We start from the raw sequence: 15727 nt of genomic DNA, 5'->3' as shown, positions 1-15727 counted from the left end.
CCCACCGCTGGCCCCGACGCTGGGCTAATGTGGGAAGACGACCGGAGGGAGAACCGATGAAGATCACCGACAATGGGCCGGAGCCCAACGTCTTCGACCTGGAGACCGCTACCAGGGAGAACCCCAACTACCGCACTGTCGCATGGACCGGGAAGTACCTGCAGATCACGTTGATGTCCATCCCCGTGGCCCACTCGATCGGGCTCGAGGTGCACCCGGACACGGACCAGTTCATCCGCCTCGACGCGGGCAAGGGTCGCTGCCTGATGGGTCCCTCCAAGGATGAGCTCAACGTGAAGGTGGACGTGGAGGACGGCTGGTCCGTCCAGGTCCCGGCCGGCACCTGGCACGACATCGTCAACACCGGCGACGAGCCCATGCAGTTGTACGTGATCTACGCCCCCTCGCATCACGCGAAGGGAAAGGTGCACAAGACCGAGGAGGACTCGGAGGCCGACGAGAAGGCGGGCAAGGACGAGCCCCCGACGTGGACTGTCCAACCGGACGAGTGACGTCCATCGCGCTCCGGTCAGTCTTGCCGCCTGCGTAATGTCGCGCGGCCTGCGCTTCAGCGCGGGCGGCGCGCACCAACGCAGGCGCCTCCACAGGCGGCCCAACCCAAGGCAGGCGACGGGAGCCAACGCAGGCGGCCCGAACTCACGCACGCGCCTGGAGACCACGCGAGGGCACAGCGCATTTGATGAGTGAGTGTTCACTCACTACACTTCCACCTGTGACCCGCGCTGCCCCCATGCCCCCCGAACAGCGCCGCGCCGCCATCATCGAGGCCAGCATCCCCCTCCTTGGCGAGCACGGCCAGGCCCTCACCACCCGCATGGTGGCCGAGGCGGCCGGGGTGGCCGAGGGCACGATCTTCCGCGTCTTCGACTCCCTGGACGACCTCGTCGCAGCCACCATCAGCGAGGCACTCTCGGCCGAGCGGCTGGCCGACCGCCTGGCCGCGTCGGACCTCGACGGTGACATCGAGACCCAGACCAGGACCGCCATCGAGCTCATCGAGCAGTACCTGCACTCGGTCCACACCATGTTCGTCGCCGCGCACGGTGCCACGAAGCACAGCGCCCCCCATGCCGCCCAGTGCGCCCGGACCGAACTCGAGGCCCGCACCACGGAACTCGACGCGTGGATGACGGACCACTTCGAGCCCTACCGCAGCCAGATCACCATCCCCCTCGACGCCTTCGCCACGCTGCTGCGCACGTTCGCCGTCGGGCACGCCTCCCGGTTCGTCTCGTCGTCGCTCTCACTCGACGACCTCGCCCGCCTCGCGCTCCACGGGGCGCTCCGAAAGGACATCGCATGATCTCCCGCTTAGGGCGGCTCATCAACCGCTACATCCGCCCCTACTGGGGGCTGCTCGCGATCGTCATCGTGCTGCAGACCATCGCGACCATCATGTCGCTCTACCTGCCCACCCTCAACGCCCGCATCATCGACGAGGGCGTCGTCACGGGCGACACGGACTTCATCTGGGGCACCGGCGGCGTCATGCTGCTGCTGTCAGCGGTGCAGGGCGCGGCGCAGATCGCCGCCGTCTGGGCCGGCGCGAACGCCGCCATGCAGTTCGGCCGCGACGTCCGCGCCGCGATCTTCGAGCGCGCCCTCTCCTTCTCCGCCCGCGAGCTGAACAAGTTCGGGGCGCCGTCGCTGATCACCCGCAACACCAACGACGTGCAGCAGGTTCAGATGCTGGTGCTGATGAGCGCCGTCATGCTGGTCTCGGCCCCCATCACCATGGTGGGCGGCGTCTTCATGGCGCTGCGCGAGGACGCCGGCCTGTCGTGGATCATCCTGGCCGCCGTCGTGGTCCTGGGTGCGGGCATCACCGTCCTCATCGTCAACATGGGCCCGCTGTTCGAGACCATGCAGAAGCGCATCGACACCCTCAACCGGGTGCTCCGCGAGCAGATCACCGGCATCCGGGTGGTCCGCGCCTTCGTCCGCGAGCCCCACGAGGCCCGCCGCTTCGACAAGGCCAACGCCGAGCTGGTGGACACCACCACCACCGTCGGCCGGCTGATGGCCTTCCTGTTCCCCTTCGTCGGGCTCATCATGAACGTCTCGACCGTGGGCGTGATGTGGTTCGGCGCCCAGCGCATCGAGTCCGGCGACATCCAGATCGGCCAGCTCACCGCCTTCATCTCCTACCTGATGCAGATTCTCATCTCGGTCATGATGACGACGATGTTGCTGGTCATGGCGCCCCGCGCCGCCGTCTGCGCGGACCGCATCATGGAGGTCCTCGACACCGAGAGCTCGGTGGCACCGCCGGCCAACCCGGTGGCGCCGTCGGGCGAGCGCGGCCACGTGCTGTTCGACCGGGTCAGCTTCTCCTACCCTGGCGCCGAGTCCCCGGTGATTCAGGACCTCTCCTTCGAGCTCACCCCCGGCACCACCACCGCGATCATCGGGTCCACCGGCGCCGGCAAGACCACCCTGATCAGCCTCATCCCCCGCCTGTTCGACGCGACGGAGGGACGGGTGCTCGTCGACGGCGTCGACGTGCGCGACCTGGACCCGGACACCCTCTGGGCCCGGATCGGCCTCGTGCCGCAGAAGCCCTACCTGTTCTCCGGCACCATCGCCAGCAACCTGCGTTACGGCAAACCGGACGCCACCGACGACGAACTGTGGTCGGCGCTCCGCGTCGCTCAGGCGGAGGCGTTCGTGCTTGAGAAGGAGGACCAGCTCGGCGCGCACATCTCGCAGGGCGGCACCAACGTCTCCGGCGGGCAGCGACAGCGCCTCGCCATCGCCCGGGCGTTGGTGAAGAAGCCGAGCGTGTACATCTTCGACGACTCCTTCTCGGCCCTCGACGTGGCCACCGACGCGCGCCTCCGGGCTGCGCTCAGGCCGGAGACCGCCAACGCCGCGGTCCTCGTGGTAGCACAGCGCGTCTCCACCATCACCGCCGCAGACCTGATCCTCGTCGTTGAAGACGGCCGGATCGTCGGCCGAGGCAACCACGACGAACTGCTGGCGTCCAACGAGACGTACCGCGAGATCGTCGAGTCCCAGCTGAGCGCCGAGGAGGCCGCCGCATGAGCGAGAACAAGGCAATCCCAGTCAAGGCCAACGAGCGCCCCAAGCACGCCCCCACCCACCGCGGTGGCCCCGGGCACGGCCCGATGGCCGGCAGCGGCGAGAAGGCGGCGAACTTCAAGGTGTCGGTCCGGCGGCTGCTCAGCCACCTGCGCCCGCAGCGTGCCGGCATCATCCTGGCCATCGCGATGGGCGTGCTGTCGGTGGCGCTCAGCGTGGTGGGGCCCAAGATCCTCGGCCGCGCCACGGACCTGATGCTGTCGGGCATCATCGGCGGCCAGATGCCCGCCGGCGTGACCAGGCAGCAGGTCATCGACGCCGCCGTCGCGGAAGGCAACACCGACTTCGCGGACCTGCTGCGCAACCTGGACTTCATCCCCGGCGAGGGCATCGACTTCGGCGCCATCGGCGGCATCCTGCTGTGGGTGCTCGGCCTCTACGTGGTGTCGTTCATCTTCTCCTACGTGCAGGGCTGGGTCCTCAACGGCGCAGTGCAGAAGTCGATCTACCAGATGCGCCGCGAGGTGGCCGCCAAGCTGGACCGGCTGCCGCTGTCCTACTACGACAAGCAGCCCCGCGGCGAGGTGCTCAGCCGCGTCACCAACGACATCGACAACGTGTCGCAGACGCTGCAGCAGACCCTGTCGCAGCTGCTCAACTCGCTGCTCATGGTGATCGGCGTGCTGATCATGATGTTCTGGATCTCCCCCATCCTGGCGCTCGTCGCGCTGGTGTCGGTGCCGATCGCCATGGTGGTGGTCTCCGTCATCGGGAAGCGCTCCCAGAAGCTGTTCGCGCAGAACTGGAAGTCCACCGGAGAGCTCAACGCCCACATCGAGGAGGCCTTCACCGGCCACTCGCTGGTCAAGGTGTTCGGCCGCCAGAAGGAGGTCGAGGCCGAGTTCCAGGTCCGCAACCAGGAACTCTACAAGGCGGGCTTCGGCGCCCAGTTCATCTCCGGCATCATCATGCCGGTCATGTTCCTGGTCGGGAACCTCAACTACGTGGTGATCGCCGTCGTGGGCGGCCTGTGGGTGGCGTCGGGCCGGATGAACATCGGCGACGTGCAGGCGTTCATCCAGTACTCGCGCCAGTTCACGCAGCCGCTGACGCAGGTGGCCTCGATGGCCAACCTGCTGCAGTCCGGCGTCGCGTCGGCCGAACGCGTCTTCGAGCTGCTGGACTCCGAGGAGATGTCGAAGGAGCCCGCCGGTGAGCTGAAGGTGTCGCGGGGAGACGTGGTGTTCGATCACGTCGGGTTCTCCTACAAGCCCGAGCAGCCGCTGATCCAGGACCTGTCGCTGACGGCGAAGCCGGGGCAGACGGTCGCGATCGTCGGGCCGACGGGAGCAGGAAAGACCACGCTGGTCAACCTCATCATGCGGTTCTACGACCTGCAGTCCGGTCGGATCCTCATCGACGGCGTGGACATCGCGTCCGCGCCCCGGGGTGAGGTGCGCGGCAACATCGGCATGGTGCTGCAGGACACGTGGTTGTTCGGCGGGACCATCCGCGACAACATCGCCTACGGCAGGCCGGACGCCACCGAAGAGGAGATCCGCGCCGCGGCCAAGGCCACGTTCGTGGACAGGTTCGTGCACTCGCTGCCCGAGGGATACGACACGGTGATCGACGAGGAGGGCTCCAACGTCTCCTCCGGCGAGAAGCAGCTGATCACCATCGCGCGCGCCTTCCTTGCGGACCCGGCGCTGCTGATCCTCGACGAGGCCACCTCGTCGGTGGACACGCGGACCGAGGTGCTGGTCCAGCACGCGATGGCGGCACTGCGCACCGGGCGGACGTCGTTCGTCATCGCGCACCGGTTGTCCACCATCCGCGACGCGGACCTGATCCTCGTCATGGAGGAGGGTCGCATCGTCGAGCAGGGAACCCACCACGAGCTCCTCGACGCGAGGGGTGCGTACTACGACCTGTACCAGAGCCAGTTCAACGCGGCGATCGAGGAGGAGACCGCTGCCTGACCCGCTCTCGCTCCTGAGGAGGTCCACCCGCGGAGCGGCGTAGCCCGTCCTTTCGCCCCCTGAGGAGGACCGCCCGCGGAGCGGCGTGGGCCGTCTCGAAGGGTCGTGACTACCACCTTCACGCGGATCTCGTGGTCGGGTGCGGGTCCGCGACGGCAGGGCGGGCCTGGGTCGGGCCTGCCCGGGCGGGACGCCAGCTGGGTGATCCTCGAGTTGGGCAGCACTGCGCCGAGCCGCCCCACCGTCACCCACCCTCGCGCCCCCTCATGACCCACCGTCGGCCGTGAAAGCCGGGGTCACCCGATGCGCAGGACGGAGCTGAGCCGGACACGGCTCCACCTTCCTCCAGACCCGAGCCTGCCGGAGCCTAATTGTCAGGTCTGAGGTCGTACTCGACTCCAGTCGTGACAATTAGGCGTGGGCCCATTCCCTGTCGGTCGAGTCAGTGGAGCGGGACTGACGCCCCCTGCCACAGGTCCCTTTGCAGCCGACGGAGGCTTCGACGCGGTCGGCGGCGCTACGCGCCCGACCGGCTCACCCAACGGGATGGGGTCCAAAGATCCCCGCGAGGGAGTGGGTCGGCAGGGTGGCGGGCCCTGTGGCGCCTGCGTTGACACCACAAGCCTGGCGACGCGACCAGCACCGCTGGCTGAGGAGCGAGGAGCGCCAGCGACGAGCCTCGAAGCCTGAGAAACGCAACCTGACAAGGGAACTCAAATAGGCTTCGAGGCAGCTACGCGGCACCTCAGCCAACGAGGCATCAGCCAGGCGGCCGATCGACGGGGACATCAGGGCGGTGGGTGGTGGGGGCCGGGGCAGGTTGGGTGGGCGTTGATGTCGGCGCGGCAGCGCGACGCGCCGCCGCCGGCATCATGGGCGGCCCGGCCCCCACCACACGTCGCCAACCCGACCACAGGTCCTGCAGGCAAGCTGGGCCAAATCCCTTGTCAGCTCACTTTCCTTAGGCTTCGAGGCCGCTCCGCGGCACCTCAGCCCGCGGGGGAGGCGGCGGGTGACTCACCAACCGTTCGACGACACTAACCGACCCGCGACCTCCCGGTAGCGCGCAGCGATCTCCGGCCGCGACACCGCCTCGTAGGTCTCCGTCGACGACGACTCCCACGCAGGCCGCGACCCCGACAGGGCCCACGCCGCCTGGCGCGCAGCGCCCAGCGCCACGTACTCCGCCGGAGCGGGCACGTCGACGGGCACCCCGAGCACCTCGGGGGCCAGCCGTCGGACGGCCTCGGACTTCGCTCCTCCGCCGATCAGGCTGACCCGCTCGATCGAGACGCCGAGCCGACGAATCGCCTCCAGACCCTCACCCATGAGGCACAACAACCCCTCGACGGCGGCCCGCGCCACGTTCTCGGGCGTGAAGTTCTTGAGCGTCATGCCCACCAGCGACGCCGTCGCATCGGGCAGGTTCGGCGTGCGCTCGCCCTCGAACCACGGCACCATGACCAGGCCCTCGGCCCCGGCGGGGGCCGAGAGCGCCAGCCGCGACAGCTCGTCGAAGTCCACCCCCAGCACCCGACGCGCCGCGTCGAGGATGCGGGCGGCGTTGAGGGTCGCGGTCAGCGGCAGCCAGGAGCCCGACGCGTCGGCGAAACCGTTGACCAGGCCGGACTCGTCGTAGGCCGGCGTCGACGACACCGCCGCGACGACCCCCGACGTGCCCAGCGACACGCTCGTCTGCCCGGGCCGAAGATCCAGCCCGAGGGCTGCTCCGGCGTTGTCGCCGCAGCCCGGTCCGAGAACCCAGCGGCCGCCGTCGACGCCCTCGTCAGGCGCGAGCACGCGCGGCAGGATCACCGACGACGCGTCGCGTCGCAGCGCCAGCGACAGCAGGTCCCGCCGGTACTCGTTGGCCACGGAGTCGAAGTAGCCCGTGCCCGAGGCGTCGGACCGGTCGGTGATCAGGTCCTCGAGCCGACCGGACCCCTGGATCTTCCAGGTCAGCCAGTCGTGCGGCAGCGCCACCGCGGCCACACGGGCGGCGTTGTCCGGCTCCGCGTCCGCCATCCAGCGGAGCTTGGTGTTGGTGAACGACGCCAAGGGAAGGTACCCCACTGCGGGGACCCACCCGTCGAACTCCTCCCGGAGCTCGCGGGCGGCCTCGGCCGAGCGGGTGTCGTTCCAGAGGAGGGCCGGCCGGATGACCTCACCGGAGGCATCCAGCGCGACCATCCCGTGTTGCTGGCCGCCGACGCTGATCGCGGCGACGTCGTCGAGCCCACCCGCGGCGGCGGAGGCCGACTGGAAGGCGGTCCACCAGTAGTCCGGGTGCACCTCCGTCCCGTCGGGATGGGAGGCGGCGCCCTGGCGGACGATCTCACCGGTGTCGGCGTCAACCACCAGCACCTTGCACGACTGCGTCGACGTGTCGACACCAGCGACCAGCGTCACGGCTTAACCCCTCAGGCCTTGAGCAGGTGCCGGATGGCGGCCTGCTGCAGCTCGACGAAGTGGTACTCGCGGGCACCCTTCTCGTCGGCGTTCGGCATCTCGGCGGCGCGCAGGTCGGCGATCGTCTCGCCCTCGGCGAGCGTGGGCTCGGCGAGCTCGAAGATCGAGGCCTCACGCATGAGCTCCTGGACGGCCGGGTCGGCACGGAAAGCGCGGGCACGCTCGGCCAGCAGGGTGAAGGTCTCCATGTTGGCGCGGGCCGAGTCCCAGATGCCCTCGACGCCCTCGGTGCGGCTGGGCTTGTAGTCGAAGTGGATGGGGCCCTCGTAGCGGGGCGCGTCCGGGCTGGCCGGGAAGCCGTTGACCAGCAGGTCGACGGTGAAGAACGAGCTCATGAGGTCGCCGTGGCCGAACGCCAGGTCCTGGTCGTACTTCAGGCCGCGCTGGCCGTTGAGGTCGATGTGGAACAGCTTGCCCGCGTACAGCGCGAGCGCGAGGCCGGTGGTGTAGTTGAGGTTGGCCATCTGCTCGTGGCCGACCTCAGGGTTGAGGCCGACGATGTCGCCGTGCTCCAGCGTGGCGATGAGGCCGAGAGCGTGCCCGATCGTCGGGAGCAGGATGTCACCGCGGGGCTCGTTGGGCTTGGGCTCGAGGCCGATCTTCAGGTCGTAGCCCTTGTCCTTGATGTACCCGGCGATGGTGTCGAGGCCCTCGGCGTAGCGGGCGTGGGCGGCGAAGTAGTCCTTGGAGGTGTCGTACTCGGCGCCCTCACGACCGCCCCACATCACGAAGGTGGAGGCGCCCACCTCGGCGGCGATGTCGACGGCGTTGAGGATCTTCTTCAGGCCGAAGCGGCGCACACCACGGTCGTTGGAGGTGAGTCCGCCGTCCTTGAAAATGGGGTGGCTGAAGGTGTTTGTGGTGACCATCTCGATGGTCAGGCCCGACTTGTCGCAGGCGTCCTTGAGCTGCTTGATGCGGCCCTTGGCCGTGGCCTCGTCGGCGTCGAAGGGGTAGATGTCGTTGTCGTGGAACGTGATGCCCCAGGCGCCGAGCTCGGCGAGCTTGTCTGCGTAGTGCCAGGGGTCGAACTCGGGACGGGTGTCGGAGCCGAACGGGTCGGTGCCGCGCCACCCGACGGTCCAGAGGCCGAACGAGAACTTGTAGTCGTGATCAGTCATGGGGGTCTCCTCGTCGAGAAAGCATATTGTTTTCGTCCTGAACTTATAACGATTCTGGGCTAGAGTCAAGCCCATGCGCACACGTTTCGATCCCGCGGCCGGAGTGGCCAGGCAGGGCAGCCTCCGCGCCAGCAACCTCTCGCTGGTGGCCAGGTACGTCTTTGCCAGCGACACAGCCCCGGCAAGGGCGAACGTCGCCCAGGCCACGGGCATGACGCGATCGACGGCCTCGCGCATGGTCGACGAGCTGGTGGCGGCCGGCATCGTCTCGGAGTCCAGCCCGCTGCCGGCCACCAAGCGCGGGCGCCCCGCCACGCCGCTGCACCCCCGCGCCGGCACGCTGTTGGCGCTGGGCCTGGAGATCAACGTCGGCCACAGCGCCGCTCGACTGGTGGACCTCACCGGCACCGTCGTCGCGGCGGCGGACGCCGCCACCCACTACGTGGACCTGTCCCCGGCCGAGGCACTGGCCCGCGTGGCAGGGCTCGCCCGGGAGTGCCTGGGCGCGCTCCCCGAGGGCGGCAGCCTGGTGGGCATCCAGCTCGCCGTCCCGGGCCTGGTGGACGCGTCCACGCACATGGTCCTGCGCGCCCCCAACCTCGGCTGGCACGACGTGGACCCGCGCGCCCTTCTTCGCGAGGGCGGGCTCCCTGAGGTGGACGAGGTGGACTTTGGCGTGGCCAACGAAGCCGATTGCGCCGCCATCTACGTGGGCCACGAGAGGCCCGGCCGCCCCGGCCCCCTCGACGCGTTCCTCTATCTCTCCGGCGAGGTGGGCATCGGATCAGCCCTTGTCATCAACGGTTCGGTCTCATTGGGGACGCGCGGCTGGGCCGGTGAGATCGGCCATACCTTCATCGATCCGGACGGGCCGCAGTGCGGATGCGGCGCCAAGGGCTGCCTCGAGCGCTACGCCGGCACCCGCGCGCTCACCGAGCTGGTGGGCGTCGGCTCGATCGAGGAGGTCCGGCAGGCCTACCTCGACGGCGTCCCCGCGGCCGTGGACGCCGTGCGGGCGGCTGGGCGCGCGCTCGGGCTCGCCCTGGCCAACGCCGGCAACCTGCTCGACATCACCACCGTCGTGTTCGGCGGCGACCTCGCGGTGCTCGTCGAGGAGTACCGGCCCTTCATCCAGCGCGAGCTGGACACCCGGCTGTTGGCCAGGCCCTTCACCGAGCCCGCGCTCATCGCCGCCACGCCGGACCACGCGGCACCGGCGTTCGGCGCGGCCTACGTGGCACTGGAGCGGGTGCTCGACGACCCCGCGCGCTGGGCCCCGCCGTCGAGCGATCGCGCTTGATTAGTTGAAGTTTAAACTTTAGACTGGGGGCATGAGCCTTCACGCCGACACCCACATGGGTCGCCTCGAGCTGCGCGTCCGCGACATGACCAGCATGCTCGCCTACTACACCGACGGCGTGGGCCTCGAACCGCTCATCGACGAGCCCGGCTCGGTCACACTCGGCCACTCCCAGACCCCGATCGTCCGCCTCACCGAGGCCAGGGACCTGCGCCCCGCGCGGCGCACCGACGCGGGCCTCTTCCACACCGCCGTCGTCTACGCCGAGCTGCCCGCCCTGGCCGCCACCCTGGTGCGGATGTATGAGCGGTATCCGCAGACCTACGCCGGCACGGGGGATCACCTCGTGTCCCAGGCCTTCTACTTCACCGACCCTGAGGGCAACGGGGTGGAGCTCTACCACGACCGCCCCAGGGACCAGTGGCAGTGGCACGGCAGCCAGGTCCAGATGGCCACCCTCTACATCGACCCCAACGAGTTCGTCGCCAAGCATCTCGCCGGCACGGACCCCGCGACACTGCCGCCCACCGAGGCCGAGCTGGGGCACGTCCACCTCCAGGTGGGCGACGTCGCCACCGCCCGCTCGTTCTACGTCGACGCGCTCGGGTTCGAGCAGACCGCCTCCCTCGGCGGCTCGGCCCTGTTTGTCGCGGCGGGCGGATACCACCACCACATGGCGATGAACGTGTGGAACTCGGCCGGCGCCGGCCCGCGACACAACACGCTCGGCATGGGGGTCATCGACATTCTGGTGCCCACAGCCGAGGAGATCGCCAAGGCCGACGAGCGGCTTCGCTTCTCCGGTCACGCGCCGACGTTCGACGGCCAGACGCTGTCGGTGCTGGATCCGTGGAGGAATGAGATCCGCCTCACCGTCGGCTGACACGCCGCGCGCCTGCGTTACGTCTCCGCGCCTGCCCTTTAACGCAGGCGCCCCCGAGGCGCCTGACTTAAGTCGGACCGCCCGCGCTAGAGCGCAGGCGACGAGATTGACCGCAGGCGCGACGACGGTGGACCGACGGAGTCTGCGAGCCCCACCACGCCGCTAAGCTCTTGCCCACCGGCCGAAGGGTCCCCATGCGCACCACGCGAGCCAGACCATGACCCACGAGGAGCTCAACCTCGTCGTGCTGGCCGTGTCCGGCATCTTCCTCGCGGCCGTGGTCGCGGTGCGCATCTCCTCGCGCAGCGGGATGCCGGGCATGCTGCTCTACCTCGGCATCGGCCTGATCATCGGCGAGGCCGGCCTGGGCATCCGCTTCGACGACAGCCAGCTCGCGTTCAACCTTGCCCTCATCGCCGTCGCGGTCCTCCTCATCGACGGCGGCTTCACCACCCGCTGGGCGGACCTGCGCCCCGTCGCGCTCCGCGCCGGGATCATGGCGACGGCGGGCGTCATGGTGAGCGTCGCGGTCGCGGCCACCTTCGCCGTCCTGATCCTGGACCTGGACCTCCGCACCGCGATCCTGCTCGCCGCCATGGTGTCCTCCACCGACGCGGCCGCCGTCTTCGCGATCCTGCGTCGGCTGCCGATCAAGCGCCGCGTCCGCACCACGCTGGAGGGCGAATCAGGGTTCAACGATCCCCCGACGATCGTGCTCGTCAGCGTCGTCGCCTCGGACGCCTGGAGCGAGGGTTCGGTTGCCGCGATGCTGGGCACGGCACTCTTCCAGCTCGTCGCCGGCGCGCTGATCGGGCTGATCATCGCCCGCATCGGGCAGGTGCTGCTGGGCCGGATCTCCCTCCCGTCCGCCGGGCTGTATCCGTTGGCCACCCTGACGATTGCGATGGCGGCCTTCGCGACGGCCGGCATCGCGGGGGGCTCCGCCCTTCTGGCGGCCTACGTGGCCGGGATCTGGCTCGGCAACCAGGCCCTCCCCCACCACTCCACCACCGAGGGCTTCACCGAATCCCTCGGGTGGCTGGCGCAGATCGCGCTGTTCATCATGCTCGGGCTGCTGGCCTCACCGGCCGAGCTGCCGGGCGCCATCGTCGACGCCCTGGTGATCGGTTCCGTCCTGACGTTCGTGGCACGCCCCCTCTCGGTGTGGTTGTGTCTGGCCCCGTTCAAGGTGCCCTGGCGCGAGAAGGCGTTCACCTCCTGGTCCGGGCTGCGCGGCGCCGTGCCCATCATGCTGGCCACCATCCCGCTCACCGAGAACCTGCCCTACGCCAGCCACATCTTCCACGTCACCTTCCTGCTGGTGGTCACCTTCACCCTGCTGCAGGGCCCGACCCTGCCCCGGTTCGCGCGGTGGATGGGCGTCACCGAGGCGATCTCACAGCACGCCGTCACGTTCGACTCCTCGCCGCTCGAGGGGATCGACGCCACCCTCGTGCAGGTCACCGTGCCCCCCGGCAGCCGCCTCACCGGCATGTACGTCGACGACCTCCGGCTCCCCGGCGGCGCGGTGGTGTCCATGGTGATCCGCGGCGACGCCATCCTGGTCCCGGACAGGAGCACCCGCCTCCGCGAGAACGACCAGCTCCTGCTTGCGGCGCGGACGGACCTGGTTGAGCGCACGCAGCGCCGCCTGGAACTGCTCCACGAGGGGGGCGCCCTGGCCCGATGGGTGACCTCTGGCCGGAACCGTCGACGGCTCACCGACGACGCCTGAGCGGAAAGCTCACGCTCACCGGCTTGCCGCGACACAATGGGGTCCCAGAGAAAGGACCACCCATGACCGACTTCTGGAGCGAGGACCCGCGCAGCGCCCTGCGCGTCGGACCCGACTTCGACCTGTCCACCTTCGACCGGGCCGGCACCCCGGGCTGGACGGGCGACAAGGATCAGGCCGAGGAGACCATGAAGGAGCGCGGGGAGTTGCTCTCCGAGCTTCAGGAACGCCTCTTCGCCCATGGCCGCGCAGGGGGCAACCGCAAGGTCCTCGTCGTGGTGCAGGGCCTCGACACGGCCGGCAAGGGCGGCATCACCCGCCACGTGATGGGAATGGTGGACCCGCAGGGGGTGGCGCTGCGCAGCTTCGGGGTCCCCACCCCCGAGGAGCGGCGGCACCACTACCTGTGGCGGATCAAGCGCGGCCTCCCCCGCCCCGGGCTGATCGGCGTGTTCGACCGCTCCCACTACGAGGACGTGCTCGTGGTGCGGGTTGAGGAACTCGTCGAGGAGGAGGTGTGGCGCAAGCGCTACGCCGAGATCAACAAGTGGGAGAAGTCCCTCGTCGACGACGACACGATCGTGATCAAGCTCGCGCTCATGGTCTCGCACGACGAGCAGGGCAAGCGACTCATGGAACGCCTCGACCGCCCCGACAAGCGGTGGAAGTTCAGCTCCGGCGACCTCACCACCCGCGCGAGGTGGAACGACTTCCAGGAGGCCTACGCCGACGTGTTCCGGCTCACCTCCACCGATCACGCCCCCTGGTACGTCCTGCCCGCGGACCGCAAGTGGTACTCGCGGCTGGCCGCCACGGAGATCCTCACCCGCGCCCTCGTCGACATGGACCTCAAGTGGCCGCAGCCGCGGTGGAAGCCGGAGGTCCAGCGACGGCAGCTGGCCGCGACGATGTCCCCAGCGGCCCTCGCGGAATCGATGGCGGACACGGAGGCCGTGGTGATGAAGGCCCTCGAGTCAAGCACCGAGGTACGCGAGGAAGCCGTCATGCTGCGCGCCAAGGGGCAGGGCGACGACGCCCATGCGGCCGCGCTGGAGGGGCTCCGGGTCAAGAGGGAGGGCCTGCTGGCCGATCTGGAGCGGACGCTGGCCCACAAGCGGGAACTGCTCGCCGGCGTCGGGCCAGATCTCCTTCCCACATCTGGCGACGACGCTGCGCCGGAGAAGGTGAAGAAGAACAAGAAGAAGGGCGGCAAGGGGAAGAAGAAGTGACGCGTGGCGGCGCTGGTCAGGCCGTGGCCAACGGCGCAGCCAGCGCCGCCCGCTCCTCCGAGCTGAGGCTCTCGGCCAGGCGTCGCAGCGCATCGATGCGCACGTCCGGTGCCACCGGCTCCAGCAGTCGCTCCATGTCGCGGGCCACGACATCTGCCTGGGGCGCCATCGGCCGGTACTGCCATGCGCGGTTCACCAGCTCCCGCGACACCAGGCTCTTCTTCGCGAGCCTGTCCAGCACCGTCATGACGGTGGTGTAGGCAAGTTCGCGTTCCCGGTTGAGCTGCACGTGCACGTCCGCCACGGATTGGGGCACCCCGGAGGACCACAGCAGCTCCATGACGCGCTGCTCGAGTTCTCCACGTGAGGGCATGGGGCTAAGCATAAGGGGCGATGTCACCCCCCGGGGTGGACTCGTTGGGCAAATACGACCCGGGGTAGTACCGTCCAGCTATGGATGCTGTGACCCTGGCGCGGTGGCAATTCGGAATCACCACTGTCTACCACTTCCTCTTCGTCCCCATCACCATCGCGATGTCGATGCTGGTGGCGGTTCTCCAGACCTTCTGGGTGCGCACAGGCAACGACGCCTACCTGCGGCTCACGAAGTTCTTCGGGAAGCTCTTCCTCATCAACTTCGCCCTCGGCGTGGTCACGGGAATCGTGCAGGAGTTCCAGTTCGGCATGAACTGGTCCGAGTACTCGCGCTTCGTCGGAGACGTTTTCGGGGCCCCGCTGGCGCTAGAGGCCCTCCTCGCGTTCTTCCTCGAATCCACCTTCCTCGGCCTGTGGATCTTCGGCTGGGACAAGCTGCCCAAGAAGATCCACCTGATGACCATCTACATGGTGGCGTTCGGCACGATGCTCTCGGCGGTCTTCATCCTGGCCGCCAACTCGTGGATGCAGAACCCCGTCGGCACCGTGTTCAACAACGGCCGCGCCGAACTCGACGGTGTCGCGGGATTCCTCGAGGTGCTCACCAACCCCGTCCTCCTGGTCACCTTCCCGCACGTCATCGCGTCGTCCTACATGGTGGCCGGCGGCCTGATGGCGGGCATTGCGGGGTGGCACCTCGCCAAGATCAACCGCGACGGCGAGTCCAGGCCCGGCGACACCAGCGCCTACCGCTTCTCCGTGCGGATGGGCGCGTGGGTCCTGCTGGTGTCCTCCGTCGTGGTGGTCTTCACCGGGGATCTGCAGTCGAAGATCATGACGCAGGTCCAGCCCATGAAGATGGCCGCCGCCGAGGGGCTCTTCTACACCGAGAAGAACGCATCCTTCTCCATCGTCACCATCGGCTCCCTCGACGGCACGGAGGAGGTGTGGTCGCTCCGGATCCCCGGCCTGCTGTCGATCCTGTCCGGCCATGAAGAGGTCAAGGGCATCAACGACCTCCGCGAGGAGTTCGAGACCGAGGGCTTCCGCCAGTTCGACGGGACCCAGACCACCATCCAGGAGCAGTACGCGGCCGAACTCTCCGCCAACTACCCGGACCTGGACCCCATGCCCATCGTGCCGGTCTCCTATTGGACCTTCCGGCTGATGATCGGCCTGGGGTTCGCGGGCATGGCCATCGCGGCGCTCACGCTCTGGGTGACCCGCAGGGAGCGTCTCCCGCAGCCGAGCACCCTGTGGACGTGGCTGATGTTCGCGATGCCGCTGCTGCCGCTGTTCGCGATCTCGTTCGGCTGGATCTTCACCGAGATGGGCCGCCAGCCCTGGATCGTCGCGGGCGTGATGCCGACGGCGTCGGGTATCTCCCCCACCGTCGGCGTGGGCGAGGTGCTGTTCTCGATGATCACCTACACGCTCATCTATGGCGGCCTGGCCGTGATCGAGGTGTGGCTGTTCCTCAGGTACGCCAAGGCGGGCCTGCCAGACGTCGCACCCATCGAGGTGCAGACGGATCCCGACGCCCCCATGACCTTCGCGTACTGAGAGAGGA

At 68.8% G+C, this 15727-nt stretch carries 12 protein-coding genes; 9 read left to right on the top strand and 3 right to left on the bottom strand.

What is annotated here, in order from left to right:
- The first annotated feature begins 56 nt into the window (after window positions 1-56).
- The 4 genes from H5398_RS16570 to H5398_RS16555 all read left to right on the top strand — a co-directional run bounded on the left by H5398_RS16570 (window position 57) and on the right by H5398_RS16555 (window position 5045).
- Window positions 57-512 (top strand): cupin domain-containing protein, encoded by a 456-nt coding sequence (locus H5398_RS16570; protein ID WP_182783130.1) that lies wholly within the window; start codon window positions 57-59, stop codon window positions 510-512.
- Window positions 513-733: 221 nt separating this feature from the next.
- Window positions 734-1324, top strand: coding sequence for a TetR/AcrR family transcriptional regulator (locus H5398_RS16565; protein WP_182800845.1), 591 nt, complete (start codon window positions 734-736; stop codon window positions 1322-1324).
- Window positions 1321-3066 carry an ABC transporter ATP-binding protein gene (locus H5398_RS16560; RefSeq protein ID WP_182800844.1) on the top strand — a complete coding sequence of 582 codons (1746 nt, stop codon included), beginning with the start codon at window positions 1321-1323 and terminating at the stop codon, window positions 3064-3066. Before H5398_RS16565 ends, H5398_RS16560 begins: the two co-directional genes overlap by 4 nt.
- On the top strand, window positions 3063-5045 hold the full coding sequence (locus H5398_RS16555; RefSeq protein WP_220489637.1) for an ABC transporter ATP-binding protein: 1983 nt from the start codon (window positions 3063-3065) through the stop codon (window positions 5043-5045). Before H5398_RS16560 ends, H5398_RS16555 begins: the two co-directional genes overlap by 4 nt.
- A gap of 1017 nt (window positions 5046-6062) precedes the next feature.
- On the opposite strand, the gene xylB is transcribed toward H5398_RS16555, so the two are convergent.
- Both xylB and xylA read right to left on the bottom strand, forming a co-directional pair.
- Entirely contained in the window at window positions 6063-7454 is a 1392-nt protein-coding gene (xylB, locus tag H5398_RS16550) for a xylulokinase (protein ID WP_182800843.1), read from the bottom strand.
- A gap of 11 nt (window positions 7455-7465) precedes the next feature.
- Window positions 7466-8635 (bottom strand): xylose isomerase, encoded by a 1170-nt coding sequence (gene xylA / locus H5398_RS16545; protein ID WP_182800842.1) that lies wholly within the window; start codon window positions 8633-8635, stop codon window positions 7466-7468.
- A gap of 73 nt (window positions 8636-8708) precedes the next feature.
- On the opposite strand from xylA, the gene H5398_RS16540 reads away from it, so the two are divergent.
- The 4 genes from H5398_RS16540 to H5398_RS16525 all read left to right on the top strand — a co-directional run bounded on the left by H5398_RS16540 (window position 8709) and on the right by H5398_RS16525 (window position 13782).
- A complete protein-coding gene (locus H5398_RS16540; RefSeq protein WP_182783386.1) occupies window positions 8709-9935 on the top strand; it encodes an ROK family transcriptional regulator in 1227 nt (408 codons plus the stop codon).
- Between the two features lie 31 nt (window positions 9936-9966).
- Window positions 9967-10818 carry a VOC family protein gene (locus H5398_RS16535; protein ID WP_220489635.1) on the top strand — a complete coding sequence of 284 codons (852 nt, stop codon included), beginning with the start codon at window positions 9967-9969 and terminating at the stop codon, window positions 10816-10818.
- A 217-nt stretch (window positions 10819-11035) separates the two neighbouring features.
- On the top strand, window positions 11036-12553 hold the full coding sequence (locus H5398_RS16530) for a potassium/proton antiporter (RefSeq protein ID WP_182800841.1): 1518 nt from the start codon (window positions 11036-11038) through the stop codon (window positions 12551-12553).
- A 62-nt stretch (window positions 12554-12615) separates the two neighbouring features.
- Window positions 12616-13782, top strand: coding sequence for a PPK2 family polyphosphate kinase (locus H5398_RS16525; RefSeq protein ID WP_182800840.1), 1167 nt, complete (start codon window positions 12616-12618; stop codon window positions 13780-13782).
- Window positions 13783-13798: 16 nt separating this feature from the next.
- Here the strand turns inward: H5398_RS16525 and H5398_RS16520 are convergent, their stop codons facing one another.
- Window positions 13799-14155: a BlaI/MecI/CopY family transcriptional regulator gene (locus H5398_RS16520; RefSeq protein ID WP_182783389.1), complete on the bottom strand. Its 357-nt coding sequence runs from the start codon at window positions 14153-14155 to the stop codon at window positions 13799-13801.
- An 80-nt stretch (window positions 14156-14235) separates the two neighbouring features.
- Between H5398_RS16520 and H5398_RS16515 the strand changes: the two genes are divergently transcribed.
- Window positions 14236-15720 carry a cytochrome ubiquinol oxidase subunit I gene (locus tag H5398_RS16515; protein WP_182800839.1) on the top strand — a complete coding sequence of 495 codons (1485 nt, stop codon included), beginning with the start codon at window positions 14236-14238 and terminating at the stop codon, window positions 15718-15720.
- Window positions 15721-15727 lie beyond the last annotated feature (7 nt).

Origin of the sequence: Tessaracoccus sp. MC1679 (genome assembly GCF_014164775.1) — a bacterium.
GTDB lineage: Bacteria > Actinomycetota > Actinomycetes > Propionibacteriales > Propionibacteriaceae > Arachnia.
Note: the sequence above shows the minus strand (reverse complement) of the source record. Positions and strands in the feature narration are given on the sequence as shown.